The organism is Kurthia senegalensis (assembly GCF_000285595.1).
GTDB lineage: Bacteria > Bacillota > Bacilli > Bacillales_A > Planococcaceae > Kurthia > Kurthia senegalensis.
The window spans coordinates 293,054-317,887 of sequence record NZ_HE611067.1; the positions used below are offsets into that span (position 1 = coordinate 293,054).

26 protein-coding genes are annotated in these 24,834 nt (G+C 38.2%); 6 read left to right on the plus strand and 20 right to left on the minus strand.

The annotated features are described in order from the left end of the window. Positions 1–88 precede the first annotated feature (88 nt). From KSHG_RS19010 to KSHG_RS11185, 4 genes are all read left to right on the plus strand, one after another. A complete protein-coding gene (locus tag KSHG_RS19010) occupies positions 89–352 on the plus strand; it encodes an anhydro-N-acetylmuramic acid kinase (RefSeq protein WP_010306251.1) in 264 nt (87 codons plus the stop codon). Next, positions 327–1,202 carry an anhydro-N-acetylmuramic acid kinase gene (locus KSHG_RS16905; protein WP_010306253.1) on the plus strand — a complete coding sequence of 292 codons (876 nt, stop codon included), beginning with the start codon at positions 327–329 and terminating at the stop codon, positions 1,200–1,202. The genes KSHG_RS19010 and KSHG_RS16905 overlap by 26 nt, the downstream gene beginning before the upstream one ends. An 86-nt stretch (positions 1,203–1,288) precedes the next feature. Continuing rightward, a complete protein-coding gene (locus KSHG_RS11180; protein WP_010306256.1) occupies positions 1,289–2,224 on the plus strand; it encodes a C40 family peptidase in 936 nt (311 codons plus the stop codon). Positions 2,225–2,298: 74 nt separating this feature from the next. Then, complete coding sequence (locus KSHG_RS11185; RefSeq protein ID WP_010306260.1) at positions 2,299–2,898, plus strand: transglutaminase-like domain-containing protein; 600 nt, start codon at positions 2,299–2,301, stop codon at positions 2,896–2,898. Between the two features lie 73 nt (positions 2,899–2,971). Here the strand turns inward: KSHG_RS11185 and KSHG_RS11190 are convergent, their stop codons facing one another. The 15 genes from KSHG_RS11190 to KSHG_RS11265 all read right to left on the minus strand — a co-directional run bounded on the left by KSHG_RS11190 (position 2,972) and on the right by KSHG_RS11265 (position 17,331). Further along, entirely contained in the window at positions 2,972–3,223 is a 252-nt protein-coding gene (locus KSHG_RS11190) for a hypothetical protein (RefSeq protein ID WP_010306263.1), read from the minus strand. A gap of 137 nt (positions 3,224–3,360) precedes the next feature. Next, on the minus strand, positions 3,361–3,546 hold the full coding sequence (locus KSHG_RS11195; protein ID WP_010306266.1) for a hypothetical protein: 186 nt from the start codon (positions 3,544–3,546) through the stop codon (positions 3,361–3,363). 383 nt (positions 3,547–3,929) lie between these two features. Further along, entirely contained in the window at positions 3,930–4,847 is a 918-nt protein-coding gene (rbsB, locus tag KSHG_RS11200) for a ribose ABC transporter substrate-binding protein RbsB (protein ID WP_026022586.1), read from the minus strand. A gap of 34 nt (positions 4,848–4,881) precedes the next feature. Beyond that, positions 4,882–5,826, minus strand: coding sequence for a ribose ABC transporter permease (rbsC, locus tag KSHG_RS11205; protein WP_010306271.1), 945 nt, complete (start codon positions 5,824–5,826; stop codon positions 4,882–4,884). Beyond that, complete coding sequence (locus KSHG_RS11210; RefSeq protein WP_010306274.1) at positions 5,813–7,306, minus strand: sugar ABC transporter ATP-binding protein; 1,494 nt, start codon at positions 7,304–7,306, stop codon at positions 5,813–5,815. The genes rbsC and KSHG_RS11210 overlap by 14 nt, the downstream gene beginning before the upstream one ends. Positions 7,307–7,324: 18 nt before the next feature. After that, on the minus strand, positions 7,325–7,717 hold the full coding sequence (gene rbsD, locus KSHG_RS11215) for a D-ribose pyranase (RefSeq protein ID WP_010306277.1): 393 nt from the start codon (positions 7,715–7,717) through the stop codon (positions 7,325–7,327). Beyond that, positions 7,717–8,598, minus strand: a complete 882-nt coding sequence (gene rbsK / locus KSHG_RS11220) for a ribokinase (RefSeq protein WP_010306281.1) — start codon at positions 8,596–8,598, stop codon at positions 7,717–7,719. The genes rbsD and rbsK overlap by 1 nt, the downstream gene beginning before the upstream one ends. Beyond that, on the minus strand, positions 8,595–9,584 hold the full coding sequence (locus KSHG_RS11225; protein WP_010306283.1) for a LacI family DNA-binding transcriptional regulator: 990 nt from the start codon (positions 9,582–9,584) through the stop codon (positions 8,595–8,597). The genes rbsK and KSHG_RS11225 overlap by 4 nt, the downstream gene beginning before the upstream one ends. Before the next feature lie 566 nt (positions 9,585–10,150). After that, positions 10,151–10,330 (minus strand): hypothetical protein, encoded by a 180-nt coding sequence (locus KSHG_RS11230; RefSeq protein ID WP_010306288.1) that lies wholly within the window; start codon positions 10,328–10,330, stop codon positions 10,151–10,153. Positions 10,331–10,349: 19 nt separating this feature from the next. After that, positions 10,350–10,802, minus strand: a complete 453-nt coding sequence (locus KSHG_RS19260; RefSeq protein WP_010306291.1) for a YrvL family regulatory protein — start codon at positions 10,800–10,802, stop codon at positions 10,350–10,352. A 527-nt stretch (positions 10,803–11,329) separates the two neighbouring features. Beyond that, entirely contained in the window at positions 11,330–11,944 is a 615-nt protein-coding gene (locus KSHG_RS11240; RefSeq protein WP_010306293.1) for a pyroglutamyl-peptidase I, read from the minus strand. 98 nt (positions 11,945–12,042) lie between these two features. Beyond that, on the minus strand, positions 12,043–13,842 hold the full coding sequence (locus KSHG_RS11245) for an ABC transporter ATP-binding protein (protein ID WP_010306295.1): 1,800 nt from the start codon (positions 13,840–13,842) through the stop codon (positions 12,043–12,045). Continuing rightward, positions 13,835–15,565, minus strand: a complete 1,731-nt coding sequence (locus tag KSHG_RS11250) for an ABC transporter ATP-binding protein (RefSeq protein ID WP_010306298.1) — start codon at positions 15,563–15,565, stop codon at positions 13,835–13,837. The genes KSHG_RS11245 and KSHG_RS11250 overlap by 8 nt, the downstream gene beginning before the upstream one ends. Positions 15,566–16,087: 522 nt before the next feature. Further along, positions 16,088–16,819 carry an alpha/beta hydrolase gene (locus KSHG_RS11260; protein WP_010306300.1) on the minus strand — a complete coding sequence of 244 codons (732 nt, stop codon included), beginning with the start codon at positions 16,817–16,819 and terminating at the stop codon, positions 16,088–16,090. A 146-nt stretch (positions 16,820–16,965) separates the two neighbouring features. Further along, positions 16,966–17,331 carry a DUF4181 domain-containing protein gene (locus KSHG_RS11265; RefSeq protein WP_010306302.1) on the minus strand — a complete coding sequence of 122 codons (366 nt, stop codon included), beginning with the start codon at positions 17,329–17,331 and terminating at the stop codon, positions 16,966–16,968. A gap of 60 nt (positions 17,332–17,391) precedes the next feature. On the opposite strand from KSHG_RS11265, the gene KSHG_RS11270 reads away from it, so the two are divergent. Further along, complete coding sequence (locus tag KSHG_RS11270; RefSeq protein WP_010306304.1) at positions 17,392–18,360, plus strand: S66 family peptidase; 969 nt, start codon at positions 17,392–17,394, stop codon at positions 18,358–18,360. Positions 18,361–18,428: 68 nt separating this feature from the next. After that, a complete protein-coding gene (locus KSHG_RS11275) occupies positions 18,429–18,797 on the plus strand; it encodes a DUF4181 domain-containing protein (protein ID WP_010306308.1) in 369 nt (122 codons plus the stop codon). A 283-nt stretch (positions 18,798–19,080) separates the two neighbouring features. On the opposite strand, the gene KSHG_RS11280 is transcribed toward KSHG_RS11275, so the two are convergent. The 5 genes from KSHG_RS11280 to KSHG_RS11300 all read right to left on the minus strand — a co-directional run bounded on the left by KSHG_RS11280 (position 19,081) and on the right by KSHG_RS11300 (position 24,808). After that, the gene (locus tag KSHG_RS11280; RefSeq protein ID WP_010306312.1) at positions 19,081–19,770 is read right to left on the minus strand and encodes a metal-binding protein; all 690 of its coding nucleotides are present in this window, start codon (positions 19,768–19,770) and stop codon (positions 19,081–19,083) included. 138 nt (positions 19,771–19,908) lie between these two features. After that, positions 19,909–22,311: a S8 family peptidase gene (locus KSHG_RS11285; protein WP_010306315.1), complete on the minus strand. Its 2,403-nt coding sequence runs from the start codon at positions 22,309–22,311 to the stop codon at positions 19,909–19,911. Between the two features lie 90 nt (positions 22,312–22,401). Continuing rightward, on the minus strand, positions 22,402–23,133 hold the full coding sequence (locus KSHG_RS11290) for an amino acid ABC transporter ATP-binding protein (RefSeq protein ID WP_010306318.1): 732 nt from the start codon (positions 23,131–23,133) through the stop codon (positions 22,402–22,404). Positions 23,134–23,144: 11 nt separating this feature from the next. Then, entirely contained in the window at positions 23,145–23,933 is a 789-nt protein-coding gene (locus KSHG_RS11295) for an amino acid ABC transporter permease (RefSeq protein ID WP_010306321.1), read from the minus strand. A gap of 29 nt (positions 23,934–23,962) precedes the next feature. After that, positions 23,963–24,808 (minus strand): transporter substrate-binding domain-containing protein, encoded by an 846-nt coding sequence (locus KSHG_RS11300; protein WP_010306326.1) that lies wholly within the window; start codon positions 24,806–24,808, stop codon positions 23,963–23,965. Positions 24,809–24,834 lie beyond the last annotated feature (26 nt).

Genomic DNA, 24,834 nt, shown 5'->3' on the forward strand with positions numbered 1-24,834 from the left:
AATTCTCAATATTTTTTATTTTTTAAGAAAAATTTTAAAAATGGTACAATAGCATGAAAGACACACATCAAAGAAGGAGGAAATCATTATGAACGTCATCGGATTAATGTCTGGCACTTCATTAGATGGATTAGATATCGCTTTCGTTTCAATTGAAGAAAACATACAAAACTATAAAATGCACGCTTTTTTAACAGTTCCATTCCCTAGCCAATTGCTACAAAAAATTAAAAAAAGTATTGAAAGCAACTCCTTATCAGCTGCATTCATTTGTAGCTTAAACTTTGAAATTTCTTATTTTTATGCAGATGCTATTGAAGTATTTTGTGAAAAAATTTTCTATTTCACATGAAGATATTGACCTAATTGGCACACACGGACAAACCGTTCATCATCAACCAGTAGCAGAACAAGATTTTATTCGTTCAACGCTTCAATTAGGTGAGCCAAGTATTTTAGTTGAAAAATTCAACTGTCCGGTCGTTTCTAATTTTAGATCGATGGACATCGCAGCTGGCGGTCAAGGTGCGCCTCTTGTTGCTTATGTAGACAGCCAACTTTTCTCAGAAAAAAACAAACATATTGCACTTCTTAACATTGGGGGGATTAGCAATGTCACTTCCTTATCAGATAAAAAAACGATTGCTTACGATTGCGGACCGGGTAATATGATGATCGATTATTTATGTATGCATTTTCACAAGCAACCATACGACAAAAATGGATTCTTCGCTTCACAAGGCCAAATAAATAAACAAGTAGTAGACATTTTATTAAAAGACACATATTTTAAAAAACGACCTCCAAAAACGACAGGAAGAGAAAAATTCGGAAAACATTTTTGTGATGAACTATTGAAAAACTATCCGACAATTCTTCCGAATGATTGGATTGCGACCGCGACATATTTCACAGCTAAAACCATTGTAAAAAGCTTTTTAGATTTCCTTCCAACACCCGTTGATCGCCTCATCGTAAGCGGGGGTGGTGCATATAATCAAACGCTAATGGAGCACATCGTACAACTATTGCCGCATACAAAAATCATACTATCAGATGGACTTGGGATTAGTGCTGAAAGTAAAGAGGCTGTTTATTTTGCTCTACTAGCTTTCGATACATTTAATAGAAAGCCAAACAATCTTCCCCAAGCAACTGGTGCACATAAACGAGTTATTCTCGGTAGCGTTACGTACAATTGAATGATTAATTTCCAAAAAAAGAAAAAATAACTAATTTATCTCCTATTTTTGGTATACTATGACTAAACACTTTAAGGAGCTTAGACATGTATAAAAAATTACTAAGTGGCACAATTTTAACTGCGAGCATCTTCGGCCTTTCAACATGGCTTCATAGCGAAGAAGCAAGTGCGATTACGTACACAGAAGCTTATTTCTCAAAGCTCGAGTACAAAGATGCAAAACATGACGAAGAACGTCTATTGAACTCGAAAGCGAGCTTAACGCTGCAAACGACAAAGGAGAAGCAAGGGAAAGTACGTAGTACAAGTTTAGTACTTTATCCGAAAAACCAATCGATCATCTCGAAAGATCGTTCTGGAAACGGAGAAGTTGGTCTAAAATTAACGCGTGATGGGAAAGCATACGGCTTTGTCACACAACTAGAAAAATACAAAAATACGACGTACACATTGATTGAGCAAGGAAAAGGCAAAACATTCTATACACCAAAAGGAATCAAAGTGCGCATTGGCTATTCATCAAAAGGAAACTTATATTACAAATGGGGGAACCATGAAGTCATCGTTCGAACAGATGGTTCAATCAAACGATATGACGGGAAAGAAATTAGCGACAAAAAAGTACGCACGTACAATGTTACGAAACAAAAGAAAACCGGTACGACTGCTGAAAAGCTCGTTCATGAGGCAAAACGACTTGCTGGTGGACAATACGTTTACAATGGACAATCTCTCTTCTACGGACTCGATTGTGCGACGTATACACAAAAAATTTATATGAACGTACTCGGCATTGATATCGGTTCTACGACAAAAGCACAACGCGCACGCGCAACAGCTGTAAAATCAGTTAAAAATGCGAAAGTCGGAGATATTTTATACGATAACAAAGGACATGTCGGCATTTACGTAGGCAATGGGAAAGCATATGACATGCTAATCGGCGGCGCTAAACTTCATAAACTGAGTCATTGGAAATGGCAAGTTGCGATGAGTTACAGCCAGAAACCAGTTAAATAATTCCACTTATTTAAAAAATGGTATAAAATTAAGTTAACACTATACTTTATATTCATTTGGAAAGGGTGACGTTCATGGTATTTCATGCACAATCTGATACACAATCTGATTATTTACGCGCAACAGAAATCATTAACTTTGAACATCCAATCATTCAACAGCTCATTGATTCCTTGCAAATTGATACGAAGTCGGACGTAGAAAAAGCCCGTATTTTCTATGAATTTGTACGCGATGAAGTGAGCCATTCATGGGATGAGCAGCAAACTATCGTCACTGTATCTGCCTCAGATGTAGCTGAAAAAAGAACTGGTATTTGTTATGCAAAAGCAAATTTATTGGCGGCTTTATTACGTCATGAAGGCATTCCTAGCGGCTTCTGCTATCAACGTCTCATGTTGTTCGACACACCTGAACAAGGGTATTATTTACATGCATTCAATGCGATTTTTCTAGAAAAATATGCACGTTGGATTTTCGTAGATGCTCGCGGTAATGTGTTTGCTGACTTTTCAATGGATGAACCGAGTCTCGCATTCACTCCAAATGAATCGTTAGGTGAGAAGACGTATAAGACGATTTTTACGGACCCTAATGAACGCTCTATTCAAACGTTGCAACAAGCGACAAACGCACTTGAAATGTATACGAGTGCCCTTCCAGATGAACTGTAACGCATAAACATAATAAAAGGTCGGAACAAAAATTCGTTCCGACCTTTTATTTATTCTTTCTTATGACAAGCACTCATTTTAAATACACTTTACCGTTATTTAGTTTGACGATTGAAAATAAACATTCATCCGGAAAATTTTCACCTACGTACTGTAAATCTTTAAGATGCGCATAAATCGTTCGCCGATCCGGTTTTATCGGCAACGCAAATTCCCTTTTAGCGTACGTAGCAATCTCAGTTGCATTTAATGGATTTTCTATATTAGAATATTTTTTCAAAATTAAATATGTATACATAAATAATAAGTTTTGCTGCGCAATCATTCTCACCCGCTTCATCAGTAGCACTATTGTACAATCACATTTTATAGTAACATATAACTATAAAGAAAAGTAAGTACATCGTTCTAAAAATGAATACAAAAAAAAGAATTCCCTACTCGTAGGCAACTCTTCTCACGTTACGAAACACTCTCTTGTTTTCGATATCGAATTTCTTCCAATACGATCAGCACAACCCCGACAACAATCCACATCGCCATTGACTTCATCAACTGACTCTCATTCATCAGCTTCGTTGTATAACTTAAAATATGAAAAAATGACACGGCCACTACTAACATAAATAAGTTCAAATATAAATGCATCGTCATCCCTCCAATAAAATGTGGAAAATTCTAATTATTTATAACTTTATCATGAAACACACCATTTCGTCGATATTTTAGACTAAAAGTTGTTTATTTTATTTTCACCATTTCAAGTTATATTGAATTATTTACATACATATATTTGGAATTTAATTTAAAAGAAAAAATGACACAATTCTATTCTTCAAACATTTTTTCAGCGTCTAATCATACAAACTAGATTTCACATTTTGTTTTAAAATATGCCATCTATTCATTCGGTGTATATGCACTAGCAATCGCATTCCACACACAAATAAAAAGCAGGCATAGCCTAAAGACCATGCCTGCTTTTTGTATTGGACTAAGTTTATTCCTTAGCCTTTTTATAAAAGAGTGTTTTATTTTTTAATCAATTCTAATTCTACTGGAATATTTTTCTCTACTTTTTCACCTTTTAATGATTTCACAGCTGTTTCAATGGCAATTTCACCAATTTCAGTCGGTTTTTGTGCAATTGTTGCGATCATCTTACCATCTTTAACAGCTTTTACACCATCATCTGTTGCATCAAAACCAACCACTTTTATGTCTTTACCAGATGCTTCGATTGCTTCAACTGCACCTAATGCCATTTCATCATTTTGTGCGAATACACCTTTGATGTCTGATTTAGATTGTAAAATATTTTCCATTACAGTTAAACCTTCAGCACGATTGAAGTTAGCTGTTTGAGAAGCGACAACATCGAAGCCTGATTTCGCAATTTCTTCGAAGCCAGCACCACGTTCTGTTGCAGCAGAAGAACCTGCTACACCTTCAAGTTGCGCAACTTTAGCACCTTTACCGATTACTTCTTGTAAATATTCAGCGGCCATTTTACCACCTAATTTATTATCTGAAGCGATGTGAGAAACAACTTCCCCACCGTCAGAAGCACGGTCAACTGTAATGACAGGGATGTTTGCATCATTTGCAGATTCTACAGCTGAAGCAACTGCTTTTGAATCTGTTGGGTTTACGATAATTAAATCAACATCTTGTTGGATTAAGTCTTCAATGTCTGACGCTTGTTTAGAAGCGTTATCTTGTGCATCTACGACTGTTAAGTTTACTTTTTCATCTTTTGCTTCTGCTTTAGCACCGTCTGATAATGTGACGAAGAATGGGTTGTTTAACGTCGATACAGACATCCCAATTTTCAAATCATCTGTTGATTTTTTAGAATCGGATGATTTGTCGTCGCCGTTTGGAGACATTGAGCAAGCGCCTAGTAATAATGAAGAAGAAAGTAAAGCTGTCCACGATAATTTTTTAATGTTCATTTGAAAAATACCCCTTTTTTTAGCTTGATTAAGCTGTTTTTTTACGATCCAATAATACAGCGAATAAAATAACTAACCCTTTAACAACTTGTTGGTAGAATGAAGAAACACCGATTAAGTTAAGACCGTTGTTTAATACACCGATAATTAATGCACCGATTAATGTACCAACAATCCAACCACGACCACCAGTTAAGCTTGTACCACCTAATACGACAGCAGCAATTGCATCTAATTCGTATGATTCACCAGCAGTTGGTTGCGCTGAATTTAAACGAGAAGTTAAAATCAATGCAGCGAGTGCGGCTAACATACCTGTTAAAGCGTAAACAGCAATGGTAATGCGGTTTACGTTGATACCAGAAAGACGAGAAGCTTCTGCGTTACCACCTACTGCATATACGCGACGACCGAATGTCGTTTTGCGTAAGATGAAGTATAGAACGAAGAAAGCAATGACCATCGTTACGACCGGAACAGGAATTCCTAAGAAGTAACCTTTACCAAACATTTGGAATGAAGCATGATCACCTAACCCTGAGATTGGTTTACCATCCATGTAGACGAGCGTAGCACCACGATAAATCGTCATCGTCGCTAATGTTGCGATGAATGGTGCTACTTTCCCTTTTGCAATAATGACACCGTTAATGGCACCTAAAATTAACCCTAAGATTAACGCAACAGCCATTGCGATAATTGGATCTACACCACTTGAAAGTAATCCAGCGGCTACAGCACCCGTTAGTGCGAGGGTCGAACCGACAGATAAATCGATCCCCCCTGTTAAAATAACAAAGGTCATCCCGAATGCGATTAACGCACTAATTGAAACTTGACGTAAAACGTTGAAAATATTGTTAGCTGTTAAAAAGCTAGGACTCATGATAGAAATAATAACGACAATTAATAGTAATCCAAATAGCGGTCCTAATTTTTGAATAAGGCCTTTGGTTGAATTAGTTTTGGACAACTTTGTCACCTCCAGTAGCATAATGCATAATTTTTTCTTGTGTCATATCTTCACCAGATACTTCACCTGTAATTTTTCCTTCGTGCATAACGAGTACGCGGTCTGACATACCGATTACTTCTGGTAATTCAGAAGAAATCATTAAGATTGCCACGCCTTGTTCGGCAAGATCGTTCATAATTTGATAAATTTCTTTTTTAGCACCGATATCTACGCCACGAGTAGGTTCATCTAAAATTAAAATTTTAGGGGCAATACCGAGCCATTTCGCAATAACTACTTTTTGTTGGTTACCACCTGATAAAGCTTTGGCAGAAAGGTCAATACTAGCCGTTTTAACACCTAATTTTTCAACGAGATTTTGAACGAATGTACGCTCTTGTTTAGATGAAATAAAACCTGATTGCGCCGTTTTATCAAAGTTCGTCATTGAAATATTATCTTTAATCGAAAAATCGACGACTAACCCTTGTGTTTTACGGTCTTCTGTTACGAAGCCCATTCCTAATTTAATCGCTTGGCGAGGGTTTTTGATTTTTACTTTTTTGTCGTCAATCAAAATTTCACCTTTTGCCATTTTACGGAAGCCGAATAATGCTTGGGCAATTTCTGTACGACCTGCACCCATTAATCCTGCTAACGCAACGATTTCACCTTTACGAACGTTGAAATGAATATCCTCACACAATCCTGGGCGAGTTAATCCTTTCACTTCCAATTTCACATCACCTAACGTCACATTACGTGAAGGGAAACGTTCTCCAAGTTCACGACCTACCATCATTTGAACGATTTCATCGAATGTCGTTTTTTTAATTTCACGCACACCGACGGATTGGCCGTCACGTAAAATCGTAATACGATCACAAATCGCGAAAATTTCTTCCATACGGTGAGAAATATAAACGAATGAAACGCCCTCACTTTGAAGCTTACGAATCGTTTTAAATAACGTGTGAATTTCACGATCCGTTAGTGCCGCTGTCGGTTCATCCATGACGATTACTTTTGCATTTGTTTCAATCGCTTTCGCAATTTCAATAATTTGTTGTTTCCCGACAGATAACGTACCTGCTGGTGTGCGAACGTCGATATCTAAACCTAATTGTTTTAAAATACGTGTCGCTTCACGGTTCATTTCTTTGTTTTTCAAAATTCCGAAACCTGCTGTTTGTTCATTCCCTAAAAATAAGTTTTCCGCCACTGTTAAGTCGGGCAAAATATTTAATTCTTGGTGGATAACCGCGATTCCTTTTGCTTCCGCTTCTTTTGGTGATTTGAATGTCACTTCCTCACCATCTACTTTGATGACACCGTTATCACGATTGTAAATGCCTGTTAGAATTTTCATCATCGTAGATTTACCTGCACCGTTTTCGCCCATTAAAGCATGAATTTCGCCATCTGCTAATTCAAACTGAACATCTTTTAATACGACGTTTCCATTAAAGGCTTTACAAATACCTGACATTTCGATCATTTGCATTCCCCTCCTTTTCTAAAAAATGACACCTGATTGCAATAAAATATTGGCATATGGTGTTGCTTCACCTGTACGAATAATTACTTTTGCTTCTTTTGATAATTGTTTTAGTTGTTCATGGCTGACTTCTTCAAAAGGCGTTCGAATCAACTCGTGAACTTCTTTGTAAAGGCTTTCATTTTCAGCTGACATTTCAGTTGCAATGATGGCTTTTTCACTATTGTAATCTGCTAGAACCGTTTCTAAAATGGCCATGAAACCAGGTTCTCCGATTTTATATGATAAATCAATACACGTGACACCATCTGGAATTGGTAACCCACAGTCCGCAATCATAATACGATCTGTATGCCCAATACGAGCAAAAATTCCAGCTAGTTCACGATTTAAAATTCCGAGCTTTTTCATTAAGCGTTTAAGCCTCCTAAGCGTTGTTCAACGGCTTCTTTTTCAGGCATTCCACCTTGCGCACCAAATTGTTCAACAGATAATGATGCCGCAATGTTCGCAAATTCTACTGCTTTCTTAAGAGTAAGTCCTATTGTCATCGCGTATGCGAATGCACCATTAAATGTATCCCCCGCACCTGTCGTATCAACCGGTGTTGTTTTGAACCCTTTGACGAATACATGTTGTTGTCCATCAAAATAACGTGCGCCGTCTGCACCGAGTGTTACGATTAATTGATTCGGAAATTGTTCAAGCGCAGCTTCCACATCTTCTTTAAAAATGTCTGCACATTCCGTTTCATTCGGTGTGAAGTAAGCAACGCGGTCCATCCACTCTGCTTTGAAGTTTTCAGCTGGTGCCGGATTTAATAACACCTTCGTACCGAGCTGTTTGCAAACGTTCAATGCATATTCAACTGTTTGTTGTGGGATTTCTAATTGCATGATGACAAGATCACTTTTTTCAATCAACGCTTTCGCCGCATCGATTTCTTTTTCAGTTACGTCGTTATTTGCACCTGGTACGACGATAATACGATTATCTTGTTCAAATAATGTAATATTCGCGATACCTGTAGCCGTTTCACTCGTCATAACGAATTGATCTTGAATCGTTTCTTTTTGAAGAATCGTACGTAATTCGTGTCCGAACGCGTCATTACCAACAGCGCCGACCATATGTACATCTCCACCTAAACGAGCGACAGCAACAGCTTGGTTGGCTCCTTTACCACCAGGTACGGTGTGAAAGCCTTGACCAAAAACGGTTTCGCCCTGTTTTGGAAAAACCGCCGTTTCTACGACGATATCCATATTAATACTTCCAATTACTGTAATCATGAGTTTGTTCCTCTTTTCGTTGAATTTCGAATGAGCAATTTCGGTGGGAACACGACACGCGTTTCCTTCATTTGTTGCCCATTAATTAATGTAAGCAACAAATCCGTTGCCGTTTGTCCCATTTCTGTAATTGGTTGTGCGATTGTCGTCAACTCTGGCGATAAAAGCTTCGTAATATTTATGCCATCATATCCAATCACACTCAACTTTTCTGGAACGTTCAAATGAAATGTTTCTGCTGCTTTCATCACGCCAATTGCGGAGGCGTCACTACAAGCGAACACCGCATCGTACTGAATGTTTTCTGCAAAATGCTGTGCTGCTATTTGCTTCGCAGATTCAAAATCAAACGGACTCACAATTACGTCTACTTGAATTTCTGGATGCTTGTTCATTTCATTTTCAAATCCAAGCATCCGGTCGTTCGCGACGTCTATTTGCAATGGTCCACGCACACACAAAATTCGTTTATGCCCCTCTGCAATTAAATATTGCGCTGCAAGCTGTCCTCCAAGCACATTGTCCGTTGTCACGGTCGGAATCGCTTCCGATAAATGACGGTCAAGTGCAACAATCGGTATGTCCAGTTGCTTGTAAAAGTTTGCTTCAATATGATTGGTCGTCACAATCAAACCAGCGACGTAGTTTTGCTGTAACGAGCGAATGTAATGTTTTTCTTGTTCTTCTGTATCTCCCGCATTACATAAAACGACCGTATACCCATGTTTATAAGCTGTTTTTTCAACTGCTTTCGCTAACTCTGGAAAATACGGATTCGTAATGTCTGGAACGATTAGTCCGATCATGTTCGTTTGTTTCGTCGTCAATGATCTCGCCATTTGATTGGGTGAATAATTTAATTTTCCAATGGCACGTTCAATCGCATCTTTCGCAGCTTGACTGACATATCCTTTTTTATTGATGTGTCTTGATACAGTTGCGACTGACACGCCCGCTTGTTTTGCAACATCACGAATCGTTACCATTTCTTCACCCCAAATCCTCTGTGTAACCGGTTCCATGTGTAACCGATTACACATAATATATAGGACATAAATTGTTGTGTCAACACATTTTTCAATTAGGTTATACTAATTTACATTTTCAAATTAGTTGAATACTTATGTTTATAGAAAAATTTTATTTAAATAGAAAAAACTGATTAAATAAGATGTAACAGTTTTTTTCTAAAGAAATTCATTATGCTTTCGAAAAGAAATATTATTTTATTCACAAGTTTTTATAATGAAATATTATTTCATAAAAAGCATTTACGTAGTGAAATATACATTAAAAAAACCGATTACGTCACACCATTAATAAATAGCATAGCCTAATCAAAAAAGTAGAAAAACTGTGCTACTACAGAATGATTTTTGAACTAAAAACGTATCACTTTAATGAAAATAAGCGTTCACATTTAGTTAAATACCATTTTTTATAAAAATAAAACAATCCAAAATTTCCTCTCGGATAAATTTGGATTGTTTTACGTGTTCATTTTATATGTATGTAACGTCCTTCTGTTTTGAGTAACTTTTTCACAGAAGTGCTACTTCGCTTTTATTTTCCAAAAGATGCTCCCAATCAGTAGGACAATCCCAACAAAAACGCCGAGCAACTGATCTACTAGAACATCGCCCGTTCGAGTGTAGCGTATTAAAAATGTCCCACCAAAAATAATGAGCATCATACTAGCGAAAAAAAGAAGATACGTATGCCATGTATTCATTTTTTAAACTCCTTCTGTTTTATTTCTTCGAAAGAAAATTTTTACTAAGTTGTTCAAACTCTTTGTGATCCGCGTTTGGTGGTTCTGCCTCTTTATTATGTAACCATGCATTCAAACACGCTGTAACAAAGGCAAAAATGACAGCTCCTTGCGTCGAGATAAAGACCGTATGTAAAAGTCTATCGAGCCCTTCAATTAGTAAAAACGTACAACTAAAATGTAAGGCGAAGGCAAATATCCCCTTACTCGTCTGAAGAATCCCAATTGATTTTAAAGCGAAAGGAATCCCCTTTGTCAGTAGAGACAATGGTATTTCTAAAAAGACGTACAAAATGAAAAATACACACAATGAACGAAAATGATCGTACTGTAAACCGAGAATGCTTAACAGAATATATTCAAAAGAAGTTAAACATAATAAAATGACACATAAAATCACTGTGCATATCATTCCCGTTTTTATTTTCTTCATTCGATTGCTCCTTTACACAATGAAATGCCTGAACTATGCTTTTTTTAAAACGCAAACCTAAAAGAGGAGAAGTGGCATGACAGACTGTTACAATTTAGAACACGCAACATTTGAAACGTTCATGTCGCTTCTTGCAAATGCATCATGAAATTGGATTCATTTGTAAAGAGTGCAAATAGTTCATTCCAAATTTTCAAGATGGTCGTTCATTAAACGTAAACTCAAAAGCATGCTGTAATTACACCCAATAACAATCCATTCGTTCAAATGGCGGAACTTGACAGCGTGACACTGAAACAGCTGTTTAAAAGCAGCGTGAGAAAATCGAATTTGGCACTATTTTTCAAGCGCGTCACACGGTCTTTCTTATTCGCTTCATTTGAAGTAATCTATAGCAAAAAGTGGCGTATTTGACATTCCAATACGTCTCTTTTTCATGTGCGTATTTTATCTAAACCTCTCTCTTTATAGAGTTCATTTTTAAATAAAAATCTGATTTTACATTTATTTAATCATATATTATACAATTATTCTTTTATCATTTTATCAATTAAAACGTCTAAACAAATCGTCACCGCTGCGAGTAAATCTGCTTTATTCCAACTCGGTAAATTCCCATGCGCAATCGCTAATTCAAAGTCTGCTGGAATGTGAATAAAACCCGAAAATAACTGACGGTCATACGCATATTGCAATCCTTCATACATGACAGCATTGCATACATACGTCCCTGCTGTATTTGAAACACTTGCCGGATAGCCGTTCGTTAAAAGAGCTTCTACTAGATCATTTAGTGGCAGCGTTGAAAATAAGGAAGCCGGACCTGTAGAATCAATAACTTGTCCCGTCGCAACATGCCCATGATTATCAGGACGACGGCTTTGCTGTACGTTCAACGCAACTCGTTCTGGTGTGATTTGATTTCTACCTGCTGCGAGTCCGAGTGATACGATCGCATCGGGTTGGATTTCTTCCATCTTTTGTTTTAATTGCTCCCGCGCTCCGTCAAATGTAACCGGTAAAATCACCCCTTCAATGTGTACATTTTTTCGCGTCGTACCATGTAACGCTTGAATCACTCTTTCTGTCGGATTATGTTCGAAGTTTAAAAATGGTTCGAACCCTGTTAACATAATTTTCATTTTCAGCACCCCTTTATACATAGTATCTCATAGTTTTAATTTTCAAAAAAATAAATAACGAAAAAACCTTCCCGACGAAATTGAGAAGGTTGTTCGCACTACGTATTTTCTTGCATCGTTGATTTTTTTTGCAGTTCAGCATAAAAGCCGTCTTGTTCCATTAAAGAAGCGTGATTGCCAAATTCAATCACTTCACCTTGTTGCAGAACGTATATACAATCTGCTTGTTCAATCGTTTTCAGTCGATGTGCAATAACGAAACTCGTCCGATTATTCATTAAGTTTTGCAACCCTCGTTGAATATGCACTTCTGTTCGCGTATCGACGTTGGATGTCGCCTCATCTAATATTAAAATACGTGGATTTTCTAAAATGGCACGAGCAATCGCCACGAGTTGGCGCTGACCTTGGCTCAAATTCATGCCTCCTGCGGTCAAAGTAGTATCGTATTGTGCAGGTAAATGACGAATAAATTGATGTGCATACGCCACTTCGGCTGCTCGTTCCACTTCTTCATCTGTCGCATCTAAACGACCGAAACGAATATTATCGCGAATCGTTCCACTAAACAAATACGGATCTTGTAAGACGACACCGATTTGTTCACGTAAGTCCGATTTAGCAATCGTGTCAATGGGCTGTCCATCGATTAAAATCGTCCCATTCGTGTAATCATAAAAGCGTGAAAGCAGTTGAATAATCGTTGTTTTCCCGCTCCCTGTAGGTCCGACAATCGCAATCATTTGACCTGCTTTTGCTTCCATCGATACGTCTTTCAAAATCGGATGTCCTTTTTCATATTCAAAATCAACGTGTTGAATCGACACATCGCCTTTGAATTCTTTCTTATTAGCTACGTGTTCTGTCGCTAGCACTTCTTCCTCTTCATCCATCACTTCAAATACGCGCTCCGCACCCGCAATCGCGGATTGGAACGTATTCCATAAATTTGAAAGCTGATTAATCGGTTGGAAAAATTGTCGTGTATACGTAACGAAAGCTGCAATCACACCAACTGTCGTATAGCCATTTACCGCGAGCAGCGCACCCACACCGATGACGAGACCGAGACCGATATTGTTCATCGCATTATTCACCGGACCCATTAATCCTGAAACGGTTTCCGCTCGAATGGCAGCGTGACGAAGTTGTTCATTTTTACCGTGGAATGCATTCGTTTGTTCCATTTCCTTACCGAAAAGCGTTACGATTTCAGAAGCATTTAACGACTCTTCCATAAAACTATTCACTTGTCCGAGTGCTTTTTGACGTTTACGATAATGCACACTCGCATATTGAATAATTTTTTTCGATAAAAAAACAATCAGTGGAATGACGAGTAACACGACGATAGCTAAACGCCAATCGAGCCAAAAGATGGCGAAAGTCGTTCCGACAATCGTTAAAATAGCCGTTAATAGTTGCGTGACACTTTGCGTCAATGCCATATTAAGCGCATCAATATCATTCGTCACACGGCTCATTAAATCCCCCTGTTCATGCTTGTCAAAAAAACAGAGGGGCAAATGTTGAATTTTTTGAAATAAAGCATAACGTAATTTTTGAATCGTCTTTTGCGCAACATGAATCATCACAATCGTTTGTACGTATGACACGCCAAATAAAGCAAAGTACGTTGCTGCGAGTACGCATGCCATTCGAATCGTCCCCGAAATATCTAGTGGAATAACATGTTCATCAATAATGTATCCAATCAACCACGGGCCTGCAATTTTCAAAGCGGTCGCTGCGAGTACGGTTAACGTCGCAATGATCAAACCGAGACGTTGTTTACTCATATACTGCCATAAACGGGCAATCGTTTGTTTTTGATTTTGAGGTTTTTCAAAGTTACTTTGTCCGATTTTTGGTCCACGTTCTAATCCCGTTCTACTCATGCAACATCCCTCCTTGCGCACGTTGCGTTTCAGCAATTTCTTTGTAAATCGCATTCGTCGAAAGCAATTGTTCATGTGTTCCGATTCCGACCATCTCGCCATCTTCTAAAACGAGAATTTGGTCTGCATGACGAATAGATGACAATTTAGACGACACGATGATTTTCGTCGATTGTTCAAAGTTTTCAGCAATTTTTTCTTGAATAAATCGTTCACTTACCGCATCGACTGCTGACGTCGTATCATCTAAAATAAGAATTTTCGGTTGGCGTACGAACGCTCTTGCCATCGCAAGTCGTTGTCGTTGTCCTCCTGATAAATTATGACCACCTTGTGTAATAAAATGTGCCATCCCTTCATCGAATCGTTCGACAAAAGCAGTAGATGCACTCGATTCTAAAGCGGTAGCCATTTGCTGCTCATTCGCATCTACTTTACCGAATCGAAGCTGTTCCTCTACCGTCCCTGATAAAAGAATTGCACGTTGCGTCGCCATACCAATCGCTTCACGAAGCACGCGTAAATCATATTGTTTGCTATCGATTCCATCAATTGTAATCGTTCCCTTTTTCGGGTCATACATACGTGGAATGAGTTTCAATAAAGAAGATTTACCGCTACCAGTCATCCCGATAATTCCGAGTGTTTCCCCTGGCTGAAGTGTGAAAGAAATATCTTTTAACACATACTCTTCTTCGTTGTAATAATAAAAAGAAACATGATCAAATTGAATAGCACCTTGAATCGGTCGATTGATCCCGTTTTCTGGAGATTGGACAGCAGGCCGCGTATTCAATACACGCTGTAGTCTTTTCGCACTCGGTACGGCACGTGCTATTTGAATTAGCACATTACTCGATGACATAATACCGTTCATAATGATCGTTAAGTAGTTAATGAATGCTAAAATAACCCCTACTTCTATAATGCCCGCATCTATTTTAATAACACCGAGCCAAAGTGCGGCAACAATTCCTAAATTAATAATAAATGTCGTAAGCGGTCCGAGCGTACTCACAACATATTCTGCTCGAATCGAACGATTTGCTAATCGATCATTAATTTTTTGGAACTGTTTCATTTGATGAAGATGGCGATTAAGGGACTTTACGACCCGTATGCCCGCTAAATTTTCTTGCATAAAAGCATTCACACGGTCAATTTGTAATTGAACGACGCCGAATACTTTACTCGAAAATTTTGTAAATAAGACGATGAGAATCATCAAAATTGGCACGATGACCATTAATAAGGGGAAAAGCTCTCGCGCTGTAAAGAAAACAATGGCAATCGCTCCTAAAAAGAGCAATGGCCCTCGAACGAACACTTTTAACGTCATTAAAACAGCACGTTGCAACGTTTCAACATCGTTCGTAACGTTCGTAATGAGCGTTCCTATACCAAAGTCATCTTTGTTTTTTGAAGAAAAAAGAACGGTCGTATGAAATACTGCTTCTCGTAAATCGGCTGAAAATTGTACAGCAGCTCTTGAAGCAAAAATCGTACAGCCCACGCCGCCCACTAACCCGCCTAATGCGGCAAGTAACATGAACATAAACATTTTCATAACGTAAGACGTATTGCCTGACGCAATCCCGTCATCGATTAAATGTTGCATAATGGTCGGTTGAATTAAATCCATCATCACTTCAAACACCATAAAAAGAGGCGCAAAAATAGCTACCCATTTATATGGCTTTATGTAGTGTAAAATCATTCCCATTTATGACATCCTTTCTACTATTTAACTATACTATTTTTCCATTTTACTCGTAATAGTTAATTGAGAACCATTTTCAATTATTTTTTAAATACATTCTATTATTTATTTTTCATCGAGTTCCTGTCACCATAATTGTAGTACACTTTTCCATTTCGACTTATTTTACACATTTAGGAACATATTTATAACAATTTTTTGGAAATAAATAGTTCACAAATGGTTATTTTTTATATACTTAAATTAAGATTGTCACCTCGGCTATGACACCATTCCACCGGGATGTTACGCATCTAAGAATGTTTGTCATTTATCATTACTTTCCTCCATGACAAAATCCCTTTTGTCTTTCCACAAACGATTATGAATAGAAAAATCACGCCCCCTTTCTATCCTAATCATTTTGGCACCCTCATATTGCCACTGTACAGCTGCTTTAAACTAAATGACGAAATGTCTTTTTCTCACACATCCCATTACTTTAGAAAAAAGAACCGTTGTAACTTCAAACGGTTCTTTTTTTATTTATTGTTCATTTAAAAAGTTAGCAATATACGCAAATAAACGTTCTTTCTCGTCGCTTTCTGTCATCAAATGACCTGCCACAAAACCTTTCGCTACTTTGTCATCGTTCCTCACGTGTAAAAGAAGTTCATTTGCACTTTCTTTATATAAAGGCAAATCTGCTGTCCCATAAAGAAGCCGACTCGGTACGTGTACGTCATGCGCACGTTGTTGTACGAGATCAATAAATTCAAGCAAATGCTCAATCATTTCTTTTCCTCGTTGTTCGTGCGTGTGCTTCTCGTATTCTATTTGTTCGTCCGTTGTTCCTATTATTTTCAAATAATTTTCAACGTATTGATTCAAACGCTTCGGAAGATGATTCATCGCTGAATGATTCGGAACAGACATCGTCACGACACTCGTTACACAATACAGCTGCGCTAGTCGCAACGTAAATAAGCCTCCTAACGATACGCCAATGACATGAATCGTTTCATATCCTCTTGCATACAGTTCATTCAACGCATCGACTGCATCTTGCCACCAATCAGCTAAATCGTATTGTAAAAACTGATTCGGTGATTCACCGTGGCCTTTATAAATCGGCCCGTAACACGTATAGCCTTGTTCGTGTAAATAGTTAGCAAGCTTTTTCATATCTCGATTCGTACTCGTAAAAGAGTGCAATAACAAAATAGCTCGCTCATCCCCTTCATAAAAAAAAGGCGCTGGCTTTTTCAATTTGACCATATCGTTCCCACCTACTTCATACTGTGATGCTAGTATAAGCAAAAAAAGTACCGTTTTCTAGAAAGATTGTCTATTTCACGTATTCTCCATATAAAAACCACCTTTCCGCTACGAAATCTAGCGAAAAAGGTGGCGTTCTCTTCCTATTATCCAATTAAACCAATCACCGTAAAGAAAATAAGCATGTATGCGAGTGTTACCGCATAAATAATATATTGTTTTTGTTCTTTACGGTATTTATACTCGATCAAAATACGCGTGCCGACAAAAATAATAATGAACGCAAAAATAGAATACGGTGTCGAGTGGTGTACGATGAACATTTCAATCATTAACACAATTAAAAATACGATGTAATACATTCTCTCAATTTGTTTATGCCACATGTTCACGTATTGATATTTTCCCTTTGGTTGCGGTGGAATGTTGTACACACGTGTAACGAGCTTCGTGACAAAAACCATCACGAGTACCGCCAAAATAAAAAATAAAATCCAAGCAATTAAATCCATGATTGTACTCCTTTTACGAAACGTTTATACTAGTCAATAAAATAAAAAGGTGGTGTTCTTATGATTATACCAGTAAAGCTCCGTCCTGGTGATGAAATACGCGTCATTGCCCCGAGTCGAAGTGCCACAATCATCGGTGAAGCGGGTATGCATCTTGCGAAACAAAAACTCGAAGCACTCGGCTACGTCGTCACGTTCGGCAATCATATTTTTGAGACGAATCTTTTTCATTCTTCCTCCATTCAACATCGTGTAGATGATTTGCATGACGCTTTTCGTGATCCACATGTGAAAGCTATTTTAACCGTCATCGGTGGATACAATAGCAATGAATTGCTGCCTTATATTGATTATCATTTATTGAAAAACAACCCGAAAATATTTTGCGGATATAGTGATATAACCGCTCTTGCCACGGCTATTATGACAAAGTCCGAACTCGTCACGTATTCAGGTCCTCACTTCTCAACATTTCAAATGGAAAAAGGAACGTCTTATCACGAACAAAATTTTCTGAAATGTCTGACAGAAGAACACCCTTTCGAAGTAACACCCTCTTCTTATTGGAGTGATGATCTTTGGTTCCTCAACCAAGAAGAACGCCACTTTGAACAAACAAAATGGAAAGTGTATACGGAAGGCAATGCGTGTGGACAAGTGCTCGGTGGGAATCTGTGTACACTTAATTTACTCCAAGGCACACCGTACTTTCCGAAAGCACAAGATCGAAAAATTTTACTTTTAGAAGAGGATGAACAAACGGACGCCCCTACATTCGCACGAAACCTGCATTCTCTTTTGCAAAACGTAACGAACGTTCAAGGGATTTTAATTGGGCGTTTCCAGCGTAAATCTCAAATTTCTGAACAGCAACTTCAATTCATATTCGACAGCATCCCACTATTAAAAGAAATTCCGGTCATGTACGACGTGGACTTCGGTCATACACAATCTATGTTTACATTCCCGATTGGTGGCACCATTCATTTCGATACTACGTCGAAAACGTTGAAATTTTGGCGATTTTAGTACGTATCTAGCTTCTGATTAGACGTAGTGAGAGGCTCTATTTATAATAGAAGAAACAGGAGGTCACCATGAATTTTCTTTTTATCATTATTATTTTCTTTATTGCATCATATGTTTTAGAAACGGCAATCCGCAAACAATTGAACGTACCGAAAACAGCTGCTTCTGTAGTACCTGTTAACCGCGTGCATAAAATTGGGAAAAATATTATTTTAGGATTGTTAATTGCCACATTATTAGTGAGCTTCACGACAACGATTCACGTGTTATGGATCTTTTTAATTATCATTTTTGCGCAATATATATTCGACATTATTATGCAATTCAAATATGCACGTCAAACGAAAGAGCATTTAATTAATTTGTTTTTCTTAATCTTTTACGGACTCGCAGCCGTTGCGATTTATTTCGTAAACCCTGCAATCTACTCCGTTTAATCTAAGAAATCTAGATGAATTTGTGCGAAAGAGCAGTCACGATGTTAACATCGTGACTGCTCTTTTTATTAAACTACCATTTCATCTAGTCTTTTTATGTAGTATTTCACACCAAAAAAGCTCAACGCCACGATTATTGATGAGACCCGACAAACTTTAACTAAGGAGGCTCAGTGATTCACCGGCGAAAGCATTCGTCCTGAACGAACAGAAAGGGTAGAGTGATTTGAAAGAACCAAATCACTCTACCCAAACATTTGACGTAGAACCTTTTATTTTTCTATTATTTAGGACGCTTCAATCGCTTGAAGCCTGTCAATAACATATCTAAAGACGTATGCAAAATAGTCGCTAACACATTTCCGAAGAAAAATAGTTGCAGCGGTTTCTGAACTTGTGCTAATTCTTGTTGAATCGTTTCGTACTGAATCGTCATACCAAAAGGCGCACCGTTTATTAATGTATAGACACTATTCGTTACGAATAGGACGAGCACAACTGAACCGAAATCAAAATGAAATCTTTTTTTACGGTATTTTTTAGGCAATTTCTTTTTCGTAGCCGTAATGTAAACGATGACGAGAAGGGTCATGACTAAATAAGCTGCGTCCATCCATTCGAAATCTTGTAAAATATATTTACAAATAATATACGGTCCTAAAAAGAAAATCGTATACATGAGTCCGAGCCATATGTACCGAATCACATCACTTAAAAGGGGAAAGTGACTCCAAATAGAACGATGCGATAAAATATTTTGATAAGGATGCCAGATGAAACGTAGCGCTCCCCAACGGTAGTATAAATTACTACGTAAATCTAAATCGGGCCCCAAATAAAAAGTGCCAATTAAAAAGCCTAATACGAAATACAGAATGCTACTATCGCTTATTAAATTATAGAAAAATAACACGAGAATGAATAGCGCAATGAATACGCTATTGACTCGGTCATGCGTTTTTCCAGATGCCATATTTTGCACTCTTTCTCTTTACGTTAGATTTTGTAATTATTATACCGTTTTTACGTACAAATGAACATATGTTCGTCTGTTTTTATTCAAAAAAGCATGGAAGTACGCAGTCCATAACTGCTCTTCCATGCTATCGTATTATTTGGCGACATAAACAGCTAAATTCGCCGTATAACTTTTTCCTTTTTGAACGGTCACGACAAGCTTTTGTTTTTGCTTTTGTGTCGGGATTTTCACGGTGTATTTCCCTGTTTTTTTCATCGTCGTCTTCCCGATTACTTTCTTACCACTTTTAACCGTCACACTTGCTCCCTTAGCCGCGTATCCCGTTACGATTTTAGACGTCGGTTTTACAGGATCGACGAGTGCCCGAAGTACAGCGGCTTGTAACACGTTTTCACCATTAAGGCGTCCATAACCCGATACGAGATCTTTCCCAACTGCGAGCTTGCCACTATCTGTCTCGACTTCTCCATTACCGACGCCAACTAAATTGTATAAATCTTTCGTCGTCGTTTGTTGATTATCTGTATCTTTTTGTGTAAAGGCAATCGTTTTTGTCGTTTGTTGTAACAGTTTCTTTAAATTTGAATTCGTGATTGTCGGATAAATAGACTTCACTAAACCCGCTACCGCTGCCACATGCGGCGCAGCCATCGACGTACCACTTAAATACGTCACATTCCCATTCGGTACTAAGCTCGGAATGTTCGTTCCTGGTGCAACAATGTCTAATTTTTTACCGTAATTCGAATAATCCGCAACGACATCTAAGGCATTCGTCGCTCCGACTGAAATAACGTATTTAGAAGAAGCCGGGTATGATAATCCTTGTAACCCGTCATTCCCACTTGCAACGACGACCGCTACTTTGTTGTCGTATGCATATTTCAAAGCACTTTCTAACGTTCGACTATACGATCCACCTAAGCTCAAATTAATAACATCCGCACCTTGGTTCACTGCGTAAATAATGCCGAGCGCGATATTTTCATTATTTCCTGCTCCATCCGCATCTAACACTTTAATCGGTAAGATTTTCGTATATTGGTTAATCCCTTCCATCGAATATCCATTATTCGCCTCCGCTGCGATAATGCCGGCTACGTGTGTCCCATGTCCATGATCGTCCATTGCTGGCTCATTACGATCGATATAATTCCGTCCTTCATTCATCAATACGACGTTCGATAAATCTGCGAGCGTATTGTCTACTCCGGTATCTAACACTGCAATTTTCGTTTCATCCATAAATAAGCGGTTCGTAATTTTTTGCATTTTCGTATATTGAATATCTGCAGCAAACAATCCTTCTGCCCCGGTATTTTCTAATGCCCATTGGTATTTGTATTGAATATCATTCGAAAAATTTTCATACGTCTTAACCGGCTCCACGTACGCTATTTTCGAATTGTCTTCTAAAAGAGACACGACATCTGAAGCGTCTTCTGTCATTTCTAATACGTACGTGTTATCTAATCCACTATGTCCGAGCGCACTCGTCGATTTAATATCGAGATTTTTTTGTGCATCTACTTGTTTTTGTACCGACTGGATCGATTGTCCATCTTTCATTTTAACGATGACTTTCGATGAAACATTCGGTTGTACAACGAGACCTGTTGCTCGAACGAGTACGTCAGAAAGAGCTTCCCCTTCGAAACCCGCTTCCATATTTAACTCATCCGCCGATTGTTGTAATTGTTGTTTCAAACGCTTCGGTACAGACTCATATACCATATCGTATAAAGAAGAAATGGCATCACTTTCTTCTTCATTAATCACATAAGTCGAATCAAAACTTTTCGTATTCACTTCTTCTATGAGCGGCTGTAAAATTAATAATTGTGTATACAAATCATCTTTAAGCCCTCTCTGTTTGACGAGTTGCTTCACGACAAAAGGAGACGCTTTATAATAAAGAGAAGATAGTTCTTGCCCTTCGGCTGTTTTTGCTAATGTTCCATCACGGAATAAGCGAATATCTTTTAATAAGACAGACGCATTCGATTTTCCTTGCGTACTCGACTCCACCGGACAAATAAGCGTCGCTTCATTCGTCGTCTCAGGAGATAATTTTTCTAAAGATGCTTGCAACGTATAATTGGCGGACGCATTCGCCTGTCCTTCTTCTCCGTTATAAGATACTTCTATATAATAGGGACCGTTCCATGCGAGTGGAAAATCAATCGTTCCACTCTTTTTATGAATCGTTGCCGTCACGTACGATTCATAAACGAAATCATCCATTGCACGGTCTGCACTTGAATATACTTTCACGGTTACGGTTTGTTTACTATTTACAGTAAAGCGAATGTGCGAATACGTGGACGTAACATTCGTACTTGGAAACACTTGATACCACTGCGTCTCACCTGCTTTCAACTGTCCTTGCATCGGCACGTACACTAATAGTTCAGGCGCTTTCAAAATCGTCACACGATCCGCCGCATCCGCGACTTGGTTACTCCATCCGAAACAACCCATTAACACAAGACTAATGAACGACAACTGAACGATTCGTTTTACTGCTTCGTTCAATCTAATCCCTCCGTATTTTCACATTTTTCTTTTTAGTAAAAAAGCACCTACATATCAAAAGCGATATGTGGTGCTTTTTTATTATATCGGTTACTTTAATGCTCTCTTTAGAAAAGTTTTCGTACGTTCATGTTGCGGATTGTTAAATACTTGTTCCGGAGACCCATCTTCCACGATGACGCCTTTATCCATAAAGACGATTCGATCGGAAATTTCTCTCGCAAATTCCATCTCATGCGTCACGATAATCATCGTCAGACCGCTTTCAGCTAATTCTTTCATTACTTTTAACACTTCCCCAACCATTTCCGGATCGAGTGCTGAAGTTGGTTCATCAAAAAGAATCGCATCTGGCTGCATAGAAAGAGCGCGGGCAATCGCGACACGTTGTTTTTGACCACCTGATAATTGTGCTGGACGCGCATTAATATACCGTTCCATCCCAACTACTTTCAAGTAGTTCATCGCGACTTCTTTTGCTTCTTCTTTTGATTTTTTTAAAATTTTCGTTTGCCCAACCGTACAATTGTGCAGAACATCCCAATTGTTAAACAAGTTAAATTGTTGGAATACCATTCCTAAATGTTTACGATAATCGTTCAAATTGCTTTTCGATAAAATATTTTCCCCGCGGTAATTAATCTCGCCACCTGTCGGATATTCTAATAAATTAATACAGCGGAGTAACGTCGATTTTCCTGAACCGGAAGAACCGATAACCGTAACGACTTCCCCTTTATTAACGGAAAAGTTAACGTCTTTTAGCACCTCGTGTGAGCCAAATGATTTGTTTAAATGGCGAATATCAATAATTGTTTCCATCAGCGTTCTCCTTACTCGTTATTTTTCGGACGAGTAATGCCTGCTTCATCAATCATTTGATACGTGGCATTGCCTTCTAAGCGTCGTTCGAAGAATCGTAAAATTTGTGTTGCCGTAATCGTCATAACTAAGTAAATAATACATGCAATAAAGAATGATTCGAAGTAACGGAAGTTCGCACCCGCAATCGTTTTTGTTTGGAAGTACAGTTCCGTAACCGTAATAACATTCAGTACAGACGTATCTTTAATATTCATAATAAATTGGTTCCCTGTCGCAGGTAAAATATTGCGTAACACTTGCGGTAATACGACCGTCGTCATCGTCGTCCAGTGCCCCATACCAATCGCACGTGCCGCTTCGAATTGACCTTTATCAATTCCAATAATACCGCCTCGTACAATTTCAGCCATGTAGGCTCCTGTGTTCAATGATACGATTAAAATAGCCGCAAATAGTGCCGGCATATCGCCACTGAAACCAAAATTCGTTCCGATTGCTTTTTCTAACCATTGCATAAATAATGGTGTTCCGTAGAAGATGACCATCGCTTGAACGATCATCGGTGTTCCTCGGAAGAATTCTACATAAACACGTAGCAATCCATTAATTATTTTTAATGCATTTTTTCGAAAACCACCAACATTCATCTTAGGAATCGTATTAATGACGCCAATAATCAAGCCGATCAATGCACCAATAATTGTCCCAATTGTTGAAATAACTAGGGTCATCCAAGCGCCATGTAAAAGCATCGGCCAGTTATTTGTAATAATATTTATAAACCACTCTAAGCTCATTTCATACCCTCCTACTGAAGCAAATCGACTTATTTAGCTGCTGGTTGATTTTTGATTGCCTCATCCATCAATTGCACACGCTCATCTTCAGAAATTCCTTTTAATGCTTCATTTACTTGCTCTTTTAAATCGCTACCTTTTTTAAGTCCAACTGCAATCGCTGTATCTTCTGGATTTGTTTCGAATCCTTTACCATCTTCAAATTCAACCATAACTAGATTGTCATTCGCTGCAGATGCAGATACACCTTCTGGACGTTCTGATACGTAACCGTCAATTTTTCCAGACTCTAACGCGACACGCATCGCTGGGAAATTATCCATTGCTGTTTGTTTGCTTACAGATGGAATTTGATCAATTACTGAATAATGGAACGTATTTAATTGTGCTGTAATTTTTGCACCATCTAATTGATCTAATGATGTAGCACCTTCATATTTGCTACCTTTTTTCACAACGACTACAAGATTTGATGTGTAGTAGTTGTCTGAGAAATCAATCGATTTTAGACGTTCTGCTGTTGGAGACATCCCCGCAATAATCGCATCGATTTTACCAGAAGTTAATGCTGGCACTAAGCCATCCCATTCAGTTTTAACGATAACAAGCTCTTTGTCTAAATGATCCGCGATTTTTTGTGCAATCGCGACATCGTATCCACCTGCAAATTCATTGCCGCCTTTAATTTTCACGCCGCCATTTGAATCATCGCTTTGTGTCCAGTTAAATGGTGGATAACCTGCTTCCATTCCTACTTTAAATGTCCCTTTAGAGTCTCCTGAAGATTCCGATTTTTCAGAATCTGAAGTGCCGCAACCTGCTAATGCCAGTACGAGTACGAGCATCAAGCTCATTAGTAATGTAATTTTCTTCATTTTATAATCTCCTTTTTCCTTTATTT

What these genes read in the sequence shown, in the direction of transcription:
- KSHG_RS19010 (WP_010306251.1), top strand. Translation starts at nt 89, where the DNA reads ATGAACGTCATCGGATTAATGTCTGGCACTTCATTAGATGGATTAGAT.
- KSHG_RS11180 (WP_010306256.1), top strand. Translation starts at nt 1,289, where the DNA reads ATGTATAAAAAATTACTAAGTGGCACAATTTTAACTGCGAGCATCTTC.
- KSHG_RS11185 (WP_010306260.1), top strand. Translation starts at nt 2,299, where the DNA reads ATGGTATTTCATGCACAATCTGATACACAATCTGATTATTTACGCGCA.
- KSHG_RS11190 (WP_010306263.1), bottom strand. Translation starts at nt 3,223, where the DNA reads ATGATTGCGCAGCAAAACTTATTATTTATGTATACATATTTAATTTTG.
- KSHG_RS11195 (WP_010306266.1), bottom strand. Translation starts at nt 3,546, where the DNA reads ATGCATTTATATTTGAACTTATTTATGTTAGTAGTGGCCGTGTCATTT.
- KSHG_RS11210 (WP_010306274.1), bottom strand. Translation starts at nt 7,306, where the DNA reads ATGATCGAAATGTCAGGTATTTGTAAAGCCTTTAATGGAAACGTCGTA.
- rbsD (WP_010306277.1), bottom strand. Translation starts at nt 7,717, where the DNA reads ATGAAAAAGCTCGGAATTTTAAATCGTGAACTAGCTGGAATTTTTGCT.
- rbsK (WP_010306281.1), bottom strand. Translation starts at nt 8,598, where the DNA reads ATGATTACAGTAATTGGAAGTATTAATATGGATATCGTCGTAGAAACG.
- KSHG_RS11225 (WP_010306283.1), bottom strand. Translation starts at nt 9,584, where the DNA reads ATGGTAACGATTCGTGATGTTGCAAAACAAGCGGGCGTGTCAGTCGCA.
- KSHG_RS11230 (WP_010306288.1), bottom strand. Translation starts at nt 10,330, where the DNA reads ATGAATACATGGCATACGTATCTTCTTTTTTTCGCTAGTATGATGCTC.
- KSHG_RS19260 (WP_010306291.1), bottom strand. Translation starts at nt 10,802, where the DNA reads ATGAAGAAAATAAAAACGGGAATGATATGCACAGTGATTTTATGTGTC.
- KSHG_RS11240 (WP_010306293.1), bottom strand. Translation starts at nt 11,944, where the DNA reads ATGAAAATTATGTTAACAGGGTTCGAACCATTTTTAAACTTCGAACAT.
- KSHG_RS11245 (WP_010306295.1), bottom strand. Translation starts at nt 13,842, where the DNA reads ATGAGTAGAACGGGATTAGAACGTGGACCAAAAATCGGACAAAGTAAC.
- KSHG_RS11250 (WP_010306298.1), bottom strand. Translation starts at nt 15,565, where the DNA reads ATGGGAATGATTTTACACTACATAAAGCCATATAAATGGGTAGCTATT.
- KSHG_RS11260 (WP_010306300.1), bottom strand. Translation starts at nt 16,819, where the DNA reads ATGGTCAAATTGAAAAAGCCAGCGCCTTTTTTTTATGAAGGGGATGAG.
- KSHG_RS11265 (WP_010306302.1), bottom strand. Translation starts at nt 17,331, where the DNA reads ATGGATTTAATTGCTTGGATTTTATTTTTTATTTTGGCGGTACTCGTG.
- KSHG_RS11270 (WP_010306304.1), top strand. Translation starts at nt 17,392, where the DNA reads ATGATTATACCAGTAAAGCTCCGTCCTGGTGATGAAATACGCGTCATT.
- KSHG_RS11275 (WP_010306308.1), top strand. Translation starts at nt 18,429, where the DNA reads ATGAATTTTCTTTTTATCATTATTATTTTCTTTATTGCATCATATGTT.
- KSHG_RS11280 (WP_010306312.1), bottom strand. Translation starts at nt 19,770, where the DNA reads ATGGCATCTGGAAAAACGCATGACCGAGTCAATAGCGTATTCATTGCG.
- KSHG_RS11290 (WP_010306318.1), bottom strand. Translation starts at nt 23,133, where the DNA reads ATGGAAACAATTATTGATATTCGCCATTTAAACAAATCATTTGGCTCA.
- KSHG_RS11295 (WP_010306321.1), bottom strand. Translation starts at nt 23,933, where the DNA reads ATGAGCTTAGAGTGGTTTATAAATATTATTACAAATAACTGGCCGATG.
- KSHG_RS11300 (WP_010306326.1), bottom strand. Translation starts at nt 24,808, where the DNA reads ATGAAGAAAATTACATTACTAATGAGCTTGATGCTCGTACTCGTACTG.